General features: G+C 41.8%; 13 protein-coding genes and 1 pseudogene. 7 read left to right on the forward strand and 7 right to left on the reverse strand.

Features of this window, described 5'->3' with window-relative positions; genetic code table 11:
* Nucleotides 1-260: 260 nt before the first annotated feature.
* From ACM0OP_RS22205 to hisF, 4 genes are all read right to left on the reverse strand, one after another.
* The gene (locus tag ACM0OP_RS22205; protein ID WP_414530588.1) at nt 261-473 is read right to left on the reverse strand and encodes a hypothetical protein; all 213 of its coding nucleotides are present in this window, start codon (nt 471-473) and stop codon (nt 261-263) included.
* A gap of 56 nt (nt 474-529) precedes the next feature.
* Complete coding sequence (locus ACM0OP_RS22210; protein ID WP_414530589.1) at nt 530-1,519, reverse strand: site-specific integrase; 990 nt, start codon at nt 1,517-1,519, stop codon at nt 530-532.
* Between the two features lie 301 nt (nt 1,520-1,820).
* Nucleotides 1,821-2,012 carry a hypothetical protein gene (locus ACM0OP_RS22215; RefSeq protein WP_006196909.1) on the reverse strand — a complete coding sequence of 64 codons (192 nt, stop codon included), beginning with the start codon at nt 2,010-2,012 and terminating at the stop codon, nt 1,821-1,823.
* Between the two features lie 114 nt (nt 2,013-2,126).
* Nucleotides 2,127-2,894 (reverse strand): imidazole glycerol phosphate synthase subunit HisF, encoded by a 768-nt coding sequence (gene hisF, locus ACM0OP_RS22220; protein WP_414530590.1) that lies wholly within the window; start codon nt 2,892-2,894, stop codon nt 2,127-2,129.
* A gap of 152 nt (nt 2,895-3,046) precedes the next feature.
* On the opposite strand from hisF, the gene ruvB reads away from it, so the two are divergent.
* Together ruvB and ACM0OP_RS22230 are read left to right on the forward strand one after the other, a co-directional pair.
* The gene (ruvB, locus tag ACM0OP_RS22225; RefSeq protein WP_414530591.1) at nt 3,047-4,150 is read left to right on the forward strand and encodes a Holliday junction branch migration DNA helicase RuvB; all 1,104 of its coding nucleotides are present in this window, start codon (nt 3,047-3,049) and stop codon (nt 4,148-4,150) included.
* A 105-nt stretch (nt 4,151-4,255) separates the two neighbouring features.
* Nucleotides 4,256-5,062 carry a tetratricopeptide repeat protein gene (locus tag ACM0OP_RS22230; RefSeq protein WP_414530597.1) on the forward strand — a complete coding sequence of 269 codons (807 nt, stop codon included), beginning with the start codon at nt 4,256-4,258 and terminating at the stop codon, nt 5,060-5,062.
* An 80-nt stretch (nt 5,063-5,142) separates the two neighbouring features.
* Here ACM0OP_RS22230 and ACM0OP_RS22235 read toward each other — a convergent pair whose 3' ends face one another.
* Nucleotides 5,143-5,571 carry a GNAT family N-acetyltransferase gene (locus ACM0OP_RS22235; protein WP_414530592.1) on the reverse strand — a complete coding sequence of 143 codons (429 nt, stop codon included), beginning with the start codon at nt 5,569-5,571 and terminating at the stop codon, nt 5,143-5,145.
* Nucleotides 5,540-6,358 (reverse strand): TIGR01548 family HAD-type hydrolase, encoded by an 819-nt coding sequence (locus ACM0OP_RS22240; protein ID WP_414530593.1) that lies wholly within the window; start codon nt 6,356-6,358, stop codon nt 5,540-5,542. The genes ACM0OP_RS22235 and ACM0OP_RS22240 overlap by 32 nt, the downstream gene beginning before the upstream one ends.
* A gap of 188 nt (nt 6,359-6,546) precedes the next feature.
* Here ACM0OP_RS22240 and ACM0OP_RS22245 point away from each other — a divergent pair, with 188 nt between their 5' ends.
* From ACM0OP_RS22245 to ftsH3, 4 genes are all read left to right on the forward strand, one after another.
* Nucleotides 6,547-6,846, forward strand: a complete 300-nt coding sequence (locus tag ACM0OP_RS22245) for a 30S ribosomal protein PSRP-3 (protein ID WP_089092518.1) — start codon at nt 6,547-6,549, stop codon at nt 6,844-6,846.
* A 347-nt stretch (nt 6,847-7,193) separates the two neighbouring features.
* The gene (locus tag ACM0OP_RS22250; RefSeq protein ID WP_414530594.1) at nt 7,194-7,982 is read left to right on the forward strand and encodes a hypothetical protein; all 789 of its coding nucleotides are present in this window, start codon (nt 7,194-7,196) and stop codon (nt 7,980-7,982) included.
* 5 nt (nt 7,983-7,987) lie between these two features.
* The gene (locus ACM0OP_RS22255) at nt 7,988-8,761 is read left to right on the forward strand and encodes an aminotransferase class IV (RefSeq protein WP_414530598.1); all 774 of its coding nucleotides are present in this window, start codon (nt 7,988-7,990) and stop codon (nt 8,759-8,761) included.
* Between the two features lie 117 nt (nt 8,762-8,878).
* Nucleotides 8,879-10,717 (forward strand): ATP-dependent zinc metalloprotease FtsH3, encoded by a 1,839-nt coding sequence (ftsH3, locus tag ACM0OP_RS22260; protein ID WP_414530595.1) that lies wholly within the window; start codon nt 8,879-8,881, stop codon nt 10,715-10,717.
* 224 nt (nt 10,718-10,941) lie between these two features.
* On the opposite strand, the gene ACM0OP_RS22265 is transcribed toward ftsH3, so the two are convergent.
* Complete coding sequence (locus ACM0OP_RS22265) at nt 10,942-11,577, reverse strand: hypothetical protein (RefSeq protein ID WP_414530596.1); 636 nt, start codon at nt 11,575-11,577, stop codon at nt 10,942-10,944.
* A 326-nt stretch (nt 11,578-11,903) separates the two neighbouring features.
* On the opposite strand from ACM0OP_RS22265, the pseudogene ACM0OP_RS22270 reads away from it, so the two are divergent.
* Nucleotides 11,904-12,257 (forward strand): annotated as a pseudogene (locus ACM0OP_RS22270) (IS701 family transposase); the annotation flags it as partial.
* Between the last annotated feature and the right edge of the window lie 42 nt (nt 12,258-12,299).

The raw sequence follows: 12,299 nt of genomic DNA on the forward strand, positions 1-12,299 counted from the left end.
GAATCTTTCTACTCTGTTATTACGGCTTTTTTGGGGATTTTTGTGTCAATTTTTCCAAACTACGTCTTTTTTACCTTCCTTGATTAATAAAAGTGATGCTTTGAGCATTTTTAGTCAACAAAAACTTATCTTTGCTACTGCCTGATTACCTACTTATTTCTTCTGTTGTTTTTTCACGACTTTTTCAGCAAGCCCTAATTAACTTGATGAGCCAACTACAAGATTAGCTAACTCATCAAGTTAATTCTTTTCTAGTCTATTTACCCTATAAAAAGTCTTATGTAAATGGAATTTAGCCGTGACTGAACCTTAGAAAAACTACTATTTAGGGCTTTTCTAGTCAGACCTTCTAAAGTTGGCTGGTCAAATTGTAAAACTTCATCCCATGCTTTTAAGAGTTCAACAGTATCATTCAACTCTGCAACAGAAAGCTCTAGTGCCTCAACTATTTCTTTTACCTTTGGGTTATGCATGTCAGATAAATATTCTAGACTAAAGGTTTTTATAGATGGAATGATTATTTACTTGCTTACAACTCAGGCAGCTTAGGCTTTTTAATGCTACCCAAGTAATGCTTAAAGATTATCTCAGGGCTATTACCAACTAAGTCTGCCACCTCATGAGGAGGAATACCACTGCTAATACAATGGCTAATAAAAGTTGACCTACAGACATAGAGTGGACGGTGAGGAATACCTAAGTTTTCCAAAGTTATTTTCCAGCATCTTTGGCTTATATTGTGATCATCAAGTGGTAGACCTTTAGGGCTAGTAAAAATCAACTCTTGTTTATTCTTTGACTCAGACCTAACCTTTAGTATTTGGTACACTTTGCTATTCATAGGCACAATCCTATAAACATTTGTTTTGGTGGTCTTCCTTACCCTTTTAGAGCTACTACCTCTGTCTCTGGATAAAGTTTCATAGACATGAATTTCCCTTTTCTGTAGGTCAATATCCTGCCACCTCAAACCAATTGCTTCACTAAGACGTAATCCAGTGTTAAGTAATAGCAGTATAAAATCATGGTAGTGATTGTAAAAAGGATCTCTTTGCAGAGAACTTAGAATCATATTCACTTCATTAATAGTCAGTGGTTTAGCCTTTGGCTTATCTGGAACCTTAACCTGAAAACTACCAAATAAATCCTTTCTAAGCACCTGCAAAATAGCCAAATATCTCTTTTTACTATTTTGTTTAATACCTCTACCATCAAGCCAGTCTAGAAATTCCTTAGCATCCTGACTGGTTTTGATTTGCTTTTTATATCTTTGCAGAAGTTTGAGTAGTGATTGATCAGCAGAATTGTAGTTATCATCAATCCTTAGCTTAAGCATTTCAATTAGGGGAGGATACTTTGATTCAGGAGGCTTTGCTCCTCCATTACCAGAGTAAGTAATCCCTTGTAACCAAAACTTATACTTGTTCAGTGTAGGGTCAAATTGACCTATCAAACAATCCTGGTATATTAATTTACCACAATAATCTAACCTAGCTCTTTCTGAAGCATCTTCCCACAAACCCCAAGTCAGACTGTACCTTTCATCTTGGTGAGTCCATCTGATAATGCAAGAATTACCATTCTTCTGAACTTTTATTTGCCGCATTAACCTATGTCAGTTTATGGCAGAACATAGGATAAATTCAGAAATTAGTATGCTTATATAGCTGTTTCAGGGAACTAGCCCTCAATGCCATTGAGATGCGCTACCAACTGCGCTATAGCCCCATGCGATGCTTTTCAATTATGCCTGAATGTTTCAGCTTTGTCAAGGGAAATTAATGTAATTGCTAAGTATATCTGTCACTCTGCTGGATTTTTTAGGACACTTGTAATAAGTAAGTCATACAGTGTCCCATGAGGAAATAAACTACCAACATGGCAGCAGCTGCCAAGGCTACCAATGTCCCCGCCAGCATTAAGGAAAATTCTTTATGCTCTACGGCTTTTTCCATGAGGTGGAGTGACCATGCTACTAGCGCTACGTCAAATAGCAAAATAACAATCAACATAACATTTCTTAATATTTATTCATACTTGTAAATTTATGTTAACACTATTTGAGAGAACTGTATGCAACCCATGATGGATGTGGTGAGTTGAGAATTAACTTTCATTCATGAAGATTACAACCGGACTGGGACTGAATGATCACGCAAGTAATTTTTAATTTCCGCTACACTGAGTTGTCCGTAATGCAGTAATGATGCTAGTAATGCAGCTTCGGCTTTACCTTCAGTTAGTGCTGTATAAATGTGTTCACAGTTACCTGCACCGCCAGAAGCAACTACAGGAACTTGTACCGATTCGGCGATCGCTCTTGTCAACTCTAAATCATAGCCAGCTTGAGTCCCGTCAGCATCCATGCTTGTTACGAGTAATTCCCCTGCACCCCGTCTTTCCACTTCTTGCGCCCAGCGTAAGGCATCTAAACCAGTATTTTCTCTACCACCTCGGACATACACATCCCAGCCGGGGTTATTGGGGTCTAGTCTGCGTCTGGCATCAATTGCCACAACTATACACTGATTACCAAAGCGATCGCTAGCCCGATCAATCAAGTCTGGATCACGTACCGCCGCCGAATTAATACTAACCTTGTCAGCACCTGCACGTAACAAAGCTTTAACATTTTCTAAGGATTGAATCCCACCACCCACAGTCAAGGGAATAAAAACCTGTTCAGCAGTGCGATAGACCACATCAATAATTGTATCCCGGTCTTCATGAGTAGCTGTAATATCCAGAAATACTAACTCATCAGCACCGGCTTCATTGTAAACCTTGGCTAGTTCCACCGGATCACCGGCATCCTTGAGGTCTACAAAGTTAACTCCTTTTACAACTCGTCCCGCCTTCACATCTAAGCACGGTAAGATTCTTTTAGACAACATAATAATTTTTTACTCCTGGGTAATGGACTGGAATTTAATTCTAAATTGACGCGTGTAGTTCTCGCCGAAAATTTTTGCTCTGTGTTTACTCGCAGCCATTGCGACATAGATAGCCCTGAAAGAGTCCTCAAGTCAAAGTTGATAGCTGAATTATGGCGATAATCTCCTCGAAAAAACAGCCTCAAGAACCCAACGGACAACCAAACAAACCCCGTCGGGAGTCAGTACCCGCACCCGCCAATGAGAACATTTTGCAACCGGAAGCTGCGACAGAAGAAGAAGGTAAGCAAGAAGAGAGTATCAGACCACAGCGATTTGCTGATTACATTGGTCAAAAAGACTTAAAGGATGTGCTAGATATTGCCATCAAAGCAGCTAAGTCAAGGGGTGAGGTGCTGGATCACTTGCTGCTATATGGGCCTCCGGGATTGGGTAAAACAACAATGGCAATGATTTTAGCATCGGAGATGGGAGTAAACTACAAAATTACCAGTGCGCCAGCCCTAGAACGTCCCAGGGATATTGTGGGGCTACTAGTGAATCTTAAACCGGGAGATGTCCTATTTGTTGATGAAATTCATCGTCTTTCGCGGATGACAGAGGAAATTCTCTATCCAGCGATGGAAGATTATCGTTTAGATATTACCGTGGGCAAAGGTTCCAGCGCTCGAATTAGAAGTATACCACTGACCAAATTTACTCTGGTAGGGGCGACAACCCGTGTGGGGGCTTTGACTTCACCGCTACGCGATCGCTTTGGCTTGGTACAAAAATTGCGCTTTTATGAAGTTGACGAACTCACCCAAATTGTGTTAAGAAGTGCCGACTTCCTCAAAACCCCCATAGCCGCAGATGGTGCAGCCGAAATTGCCCGTCGTTCCAGAGGGACACCGAGAATTGCGAATAGATTACTCAAGCGAGTCCGTGATTATGCGGAAGTAAAAGCATCGGGTGAGATTAATGAAATTGTGGCATCTGAAGCATTGGAACTGTTTCAAGTAGACCCCTGCGGTTTAGATTGGACAGATCGCCGAATGCTGACTGTGATTATTGAACAATTTAACGGGGGTCCGGTGGGATTAGAAACAATTGCCGCCACTACAGGTGAAGATACTCAAACAATTGAAGAAGTTTATGAACCTTACCTAATGCAAATTGGTTATCTCAGCCGCACTCCCCGTGGCAGAATAGCTACAACCTCAGCCTATAAGCACCTGGGTTTTAAGCCCCCTAATGAACAGTTATCGTTATTGTAGTTAAGGGAATGGGAAGAGGCAGGGGGGCAGGGGGCAGGGTGCAGGGGGGAAGAGTCAGAGGGTATTAATCGTGTTTCAACAGTTTTAAAGGTAAATATATCGATGATGATCAAGTTAATTGGGATTGTTTTGAGTTTGTTGCTGGTGTTGGGTTGGTGTACTCCAGTTATGGCTTTACCTGAAACACCGAGTATTACTCAAGAACAGTTAGAACAGGGAAATGAACTAGCAAATAAGGCTTTGAAGGCGACGAATAAGGGTGATTTTGCTACGGCTGAAACTTACTGGACACAGATTATTGAGCAGTTCCCCACGAATGCAGGCGCATGGAGTAACCGGGGAAATTCGCGGGTAAGTCAGAATAAATTGCAAGCAGCATTAACAGATTACAACCAAGCGATAGAACTAGCGCCCAATGCTACTGATCCTTATTTAAATCGGGGTACAGCCTTGGAAGGTTTGGGAAAATGGCAAGATGCGATCGCCGACTATAATCATGTTTTAGAACTTGATCCCAATGATGCAATGGCATATAACAACCGGGGTAATGCCAAATCAGGTTTAGGACAATGGCAAGATGCGATCGCAGATTATCAAAAATCAGTAGAAATTGCGCCAAATTTCGCTTTTGCCCGTGCTAATTATGCCCTCGCCCTTTACGAAACTGGTGAAATCGACGCAGCCATCCACGAAATGAAGAACATAGTCCGCAAATATCCCCAATTTGCCGATATGCGTGCCGCCCTCACAGCAGCTTACTGGGTAAACGGCAACCAAGGCGAAGCAGAAAGCAACTGGGTAGCAGCTTTTGGGTTGGATAATCGTTACAAAGATATTAACTGGGTAACAAATATCCGTCGTTGGCCTCCCAGTATGGTATTAGCTTTAGATAAATTTTTGAAACTTCAGTAAGTCAGAGGCCGTAAACATTCTCTCGAACTCAACCAACCAAATTTATCCGGTCGGTGTACAAGCAGATTATTGTGCCGTGCCTATTGCAACACTTTTCTTAAGAAGAATCGGCTGTGTCCTACAGGAAAGTCTGATAGCTGGCCAAATACAACGTAGCCAAGTTTTTGATAAAACTCCGGTGCTTGAAAGCTAAAGGTATCTAAATAGGCATATTGACAACCCCGCTTAACCGCTTCCTGCTCCGCAGTTGCTAGAAGGGAAATACCATAACCTCCTCCTCGGTAAGATTCATGTATCCAAAAAACATCAACATATAGCCACTGCCAATAAGTTGACCCAATTAACCCACCGACTAAATTCTCATCTGCATCTCGTAAGAAAACAGCTAATTGGCGAAAATTGCCCTCACCAGCACAACGGCTATTGAATGCGAGCAGTTGTTGAACAATGAATTGAGTCTCATCAAGTTTCGGTTCTTCAGCTATCTCGATTTTGAGTGGTGGCTTCATTTAATAATTCTGCTATTTTAACGGGATTTAGTTGTTGGACATTACTTAAAACTATTGCTGCACCTGCGGCTAATAATGTTTGACTATAGGCATCCATATCGGCTGCGTTTTCTTGGACATGAGGCGGTAAAATTCCCACACCAATCCAATTACGGTGAGGATTTATCTCTCGTGCTTTCCTGACCGTATACATATCAGCTACAGTATCTCCCACATAAATAATGGGTAAATTTTTGACTTGGTTTTCCAAGAGTTCCACAGTAGCAAACAGTCCTGTGGGGTCTGGTTTCCCTGGTGCATCTTCCATTGCAATTAACACTGGAGACTGTAAACCTAGACGTTTGTGTAAAACATAAGTAGCAGAACCACGGGTAGCACCACTAAAAAATCCCCAGGAAATACCAGATGCTGTGAGTTGTTCTAAATAGTTGGGTTGTAATAATAAAGGTTCATCACAGATATACCCAGTCCAATTTTCTGGATCTGTGCCTCGATAACGAGATTGAAAAAAGGCGACAATAGTTTTGTAATCTAGTTCCAATTCCTGGCGAGTTTGTCCTTGAGATTCAAAGTGGCGGTAAATAAATTCTTGGGAGGCTTCCCAGTCGTTATTCCACAGCCCTTCAGATTTTAGCTGGTCAATGTCTGCTGGTGTGGGACGATAGGCTGTATTGGTAAAATGCTCTACAGTGTCTGCCAGCGCCCGGCGGTAGGAGTTACCGACATCCCGCACTACACCATCAATATCGAAAATCACAATACTTGTAACTGAGGATTTAGTAGTCATAGACTTTGGTAATTAAAGGAGCTTTAAATTTTCATAGCTCATGGTAAAGCAATTTGCCAGCATTATTTGGTCAACCGATGAGGTATTGCGTTAAAATAAGCGATCGCACAGCACATACAGTGGGCATAATTTCCACCCGTGCCATTAGCAACTTAGTATTAATCCCCAGATATTCCCCGGAGGTGTGATTGACCCAATTTATTCTGAAAATCCTTTGGTTAGACGAAAACGTTGCCCTAGCAGTGGATCAAGTTGTAGGCAAAGGCACAAGTCCTTTGACTAAATATTTCTTCTGGCCTCGTAATGATGCCTGGGAAGAGTTAAAAAAGGAATTAGAGTCCAAACACTGGATTACTGATGTAGACCGCGTGGAATTGCTCAACAAAGCCACAGAAGTAATTAATTACTGGCAAGAGGAAGGCAGAAGACGACCAATGGCAGAGGCTCAATTGAAGTTCCCTGAAGTTGCCTTTACCGGTAGCGCCTGAACACTGCTGCTTCAATGTTGAGTAATCAAATCTGTTGAAAATACAGAACCTCACCCCCAACCCCTCTTTTTAGCAAAGGGAGGGGCAACTATCATATCAGTCAATGACGGGGTGAGGTCGAAAACTAGAATTTTTTCTCAGCCATTTACAGTAAAATAAAATTTATATTAAAAGTCATATTATATACAGCAACTGCAAAAGAATTTAGGACATAAACTGATCATAAAAGTTACACACCGAAAGGCTTTTACTCCCCACACTTCCCACGCTTCCCACACTCCCCACTCCCCACTCCCCACTCCCCAGCTATACAATAAAATCACTGCATCTTAAAAGACAAGTTAGATATGTTATTTTTATCTCGTCAAGCTGTAATCACCCCATTGGTGGGTTTTTTATGCCTGTTGGGAGTAAGCTGGCTGCAACTTCCTCAACTGCAAACTTTATTAAGAAGTAAAGAAGATATTTCTGTAGAGGCTTTAGAAAGAGAACTGAATGCTGAACGTATTCAGCTAAATTTCTTTAAAAGAATACCCACCTTTGGTTATGATAATTTAATCGCCAATTGGGTGTATCTGAGTTATTTACAATACTTTGGTGATGATGAAGCTCGTGCTAAAACTGGTTATCGCATGACTCCGGAGTATTTAGAAGTGGTTTTAGACCGTGACCCCAGATTTTTAGCCGCTTATTTGAGTCTTTCTACTGGTAGTTCTATTTACGCGGGTATGCCAGAACGGTCGATAGAAATTATGGAGAGGGCTTTACAGCATTTATCTCCTGGGGTTCCCCACCAGTCTTATTATGCGTGGCGCTATAAAGGAATTGATGAGTTATTATTTTTAGGGGATACGCAGGCTGCACAAACATCTTTTGCTACGGCGGCAGAGTGGGCTAGTAATTTCTCGGATGAAGAAAGTCAATTCATTGCTCTCAGGTCTCAGCAAACTGCTAATTTTTTAAGTGAAAATCCTGACAGTAAGCAGGCGAAAATATCAGCTTGGACAATGGTGTTAAATAGTCAATCTGATGAAAAAACTCTTGCTAGAGCCATTCAGGAACTTGAGGCTTTGGGGGCAAAGATAATTAGCACTCCAGAGGGTAATATGATTACATTCCCAGAAGCAAATGAGTGAGTGTTATTTATTGGTATAAGGGGAAACTTATAGAATCCTCAACTCTAGAATTAGAAATTAATGATCCGGGGCTACTTTATGGGGCTACAGTATTTACAACTGTTCGGGTTTATGGTAAAAGCCTCGATCATAGTTTAACTAACTGGGTGCTACACTGCGATCGCCTACTTTTTTCTTTACAATCTTTTGGGTGGCGAGAACCTAACTGGGATCTGGTGCGTCAAGGTGCAGAAATTCTGGCGGCACATTTCCCCATTCTCAGAATTACTCTGTTTGCAGATGGCAGAGAGTGGATAACTGGGAGATTCTTACCACCGGATTTAATCGCTAAACAACAACACGGTATTAGCACAACTGTGGCATTGTCAAAATTTTATCGTAGTTTGCCTTCTCATAAAACTGGTAATTATCTCAGTGCTTGGCTGGCAAAAACTCAAGCCCAAGAGTTAAATTTTCCGGAGGCGATTTTAATTGATGCAGAAGGTAATTGGTTAGAAACTACCACAGGAAACCTTTGGGGATGGCAGAATGGTAGTTGGTGGACACCACCATTAACAGAAGGGATTTTACCGGGAATTATGCGATCGCAACTCATAGAATATCTGCCAATGGTACAGCAATCACCTTGGAATCAGGAATTAATCAGGGGATTTGAGGCGATCGCCTACACTAATAGTGTAGTGGAAATTATCCCCATTCATACCGTCCAGCAACCCACAGGGTCGCTACAATATAATCCCTACCATTCTAGTTTTCTACAAATCAGGGAGCTTTTTTAACATGACAGCCACACCATTATGTTATACCTTAAGATAAGTTAACATAAATTTTAATAATGCCCTCTCATATCAGAGAAGCTATGCTAACTCACAGAAAATACAGGAGGATAGACCTCAGTGAATAAAAGATGGAGAAACGCGGGGCTGTACGCGCTACTGTTTATAGTTGTGATTGCACTAGGAACAGCATTCCTAGACAAACAACCTCAAACCAGAGAAACATGGCGCTACAGTCAATTTATTCAAGAAGTTGACAACGGCAGAGTAGATAGAGTTAGTCTCAGTGCAGACCGCTCTGCTGCGGTTGTTACCTCCAGCAATGGTGAGAAAAAGATTGTAAATTTAGTCAACGACCCTGACTTAATCAATAATTTATCCGAAAAGGGTGTTGATATTTCAGTTCAGCCCCAAACAGATGAAGGAGTCTTGTTTAGGACACTGAGCAGTTTATTCTTCCCTGTATTGCTTCTAGTGGGCTTATTTTTCTTACTACGTCGCGCTCAAAGTGGCCCAGGAAACCAAGCCATGAACTTTGGTAAATCCAAAGCCAGAGTGCAAATGGAGCCACAAACTCAAGTCACCTTTGGCGATGTCGCAGGTATTGACCAAGCCAAATTGGAATTAAACGAAGTCGTAGACTTTTTGAAAAACGCCGACCGCTTTACCGCAGTTGGAGCCAAAATTCCTAAAGGTGTATTATTAGTTGGACCTCCAGGGACAGGTAAAACCCTCCTCGCTCGTGCTGTAGCCGGTGAAGCTGGTGTACCCTTCTTCTCCATCTCCGGTTCCGAGTTTGTAGAAATGTTCGTCGGTGTGGGTGCTTCCCGCGTCCGCGATTTGTTTGAACAAGCCAAAACCAACGCTCCTTGTATCGTATTTATCGATGAAATTGACGCTGTAGGTCGTCAACGGGGTGCAGGTTTAGGTGGTGGTAACGATGAACGGGAACAAACCCTTAACCAGTTACTCACCGAAATGGATGGTTTTGAAGGTAATACAGGCATTATCATTATTGCCGCCACCAACCGTCCTGATGTCTTAGATGCAGCTTTATTGCGTCCCGGTCGTTTTGACCGTCAGGTAGTTGTAGACCGTCCCGACTATGCAGGACGTAGCGAAATTCTCAAAGTTCACGCCCGTGGTAAGACCTTAGCCAAGGATGTAGACTTAGATAAAATCGCCCGTCGGACTCCTGGGTTTACTGGTGCAGATTTATCCAACTTGCTCAACGAAGCCGCAATTTTAGCAGCAAGACGCAATTTAACTGAAATTGCGATGGATGAAATTAATGATGCCATTGATCGGGTGTTAGCTGGCCCAGAGAAGAAAGACCGGGTAATGAGCGAGAAACGCAAAACCCTGGTAGCATATCACGAAGCTGGTCACGCCTTAGTGGGTGCTTTGATGCCTGACTATGACCCAGTACAAAAAATCAGCATTATTCCTCGCGGTCGTGCTGGTGGTTTAACTTGGTTTACTCCCAGTGAAGACCGGATGGATACAGGCTTGTATAGCCGTGCTTATCTGGAAAATCAAATGGCTGTAGCTTTAGGCGGTCGTTTAGCGGAAGAATTAATCTTTGGTGATGAAGAAGTTACCACAGGTGCTTCCAACGACTTGCAACAAGTAGCCCGTGTAGCCCGTCAGATGATTACTCGCTTTGGCATGAGCGATCGCTTGGGGCCTGTAGCTCTGGGTCGTCAGCAAGGTAATATGTTCTTAGGCAGAGATATCATGTCAGAACGTGATTTCTCCGAAGAAACTGCTGCTGCCATTGATGAAGAAGTCCGTAAATTGGTGGATGTAGCTTATACTCGTGCTAAAGAAGTATTAGTGAACAATCGCCACATTCTGGATGAAATCGCCAAAATGCTAGTGGAAAAAGAAACAGTAGATTCTGATGAGTTGCAAGAAATTTTGGCAAATAACGATGTCAAAACTGCTGCTTTTGCTTAATTAATTTTGGTTGTAGTTTCAATAAAAATAGGGTAGTTCTGGAGTTTCCAGAATTACCCTATTTTTTTGGACATTCATATCCAAGTAAAACACTTACACCTGTCAGGAGAGGTGTGGGAGGTGTGGGAGGTTGCAGGGATAGAGGTGACAATAATTAATTGTCGAGTTTTTGCTCTTCCTCCAATACCCAATACCCAGTACCCACTCCTCTCAATCTGGAAAAGTTAATTAACGCTAACTTTGCTGCTGATATTCTGGGACATTTGGGCTTTTAATGCCAGGCTTTTTTTAGCTTTTCTCATCAGTCCCAGAGCTAATACGGCACCGATGGTGGGTATGGTTGCACCTCCAGGGATGTCAAAGGGAATGTCCTGACTTACGAAGTTACCACTGGCATAATCAACAGGTATTGAGCCAAACACGCCATAATTACTAGCAGGTCCTGGGGTTGTTATACCGGGAGTAGTTAAATCCAAGCCGGTTATGAACACACCAGTTGAAAATGTGACAGTTGCAGGAGGTACAAAATTGAAGAACTGACCGTCATTAGTAAACCAGAATAATACAGGATTTGCCGCGACCGCATTTTGAGCTGCTGAATTGAACGTAATTGTTCCATTTGGACCTGATGGTGTGGTTCCAGCAGCACCCAGAATTGCCGGACCAGTAAGTGTCAGGTTGACATTTTGATAAGCATTTCCTACGAAATCGAATGAACCAGTCAAGGTTCCTCCATCTGCAAACAGGATGTTGTTGGCTGTCCAGGTCAAGGCGTGGGCGGGAAGTGTACTAGCAACAACAGCAGTGGCCGCAGTCCCAACTACGAGGGGGAGAGTGAGAATATGAGACAACTTGATCACAAGTTATTTCCTTTTTCAGATGGTTTAAAGAATACACGCATACAATAAGTCGCTATCTTAAACTTTCAAAACTCCCAACTAGGAGTTAAGTACGGGATGATAAACACTGAATATGATATTTTGCTAACATAATTAAATATACGTGTATACTCCGAACTTTAATATATTTCCAGGGTATGGTCAAGTTAATTTACCGTAAATTCACGGTAAAAACATCAATGTAATCAGAATTTTAACTTCTCCAAAAAGTCCGGGATTTACGTATTGACATAATAGCAAAACAGTGCATTGATGACTATGGGTCATCTAGTCATAGGTATCGGACAATTAGAGAAATAAGTAAACCATCCACAGCAGAATGTAATTTAGACCTCTACACCTTATTTTTGCTGTCAAAACCAAAGTTTGGAGGGTGCAATAGGTTAGCAGAGATATTGGGAGATGTTTCACATGATAGTGTAAACCGCTTTTTGTTGAGGGAGAGATACGAACCCAAAGATTTATTCAACATAATAGAGAAAATAATTAACCTGGTAGGAGGAATATTAAGTGTAGATGACACGGTTATAGAAAAGATTTATAGCAACCCAAAAAATGCCGAATTAATGGGTTATTTTTGGTCAGGAAAAGCCCACAAAACTATTATTGGTTTAAATTTAATCACTTTATATCCCTCTTCTGTCACTTTCCGAATAAAGCAAGTAGTAAATTAAGTAAATTAT

It is taken from the genome of Nodularia chucula CCY0103, assembly GCF_963923915.1.
GTDB classification, from domain to species: Bacteria; Cyanobacteriota; Cyanobacteriia; order Cyanobacteriales; family Nostocaceae; genus Nodularia; species Nodularia chucula.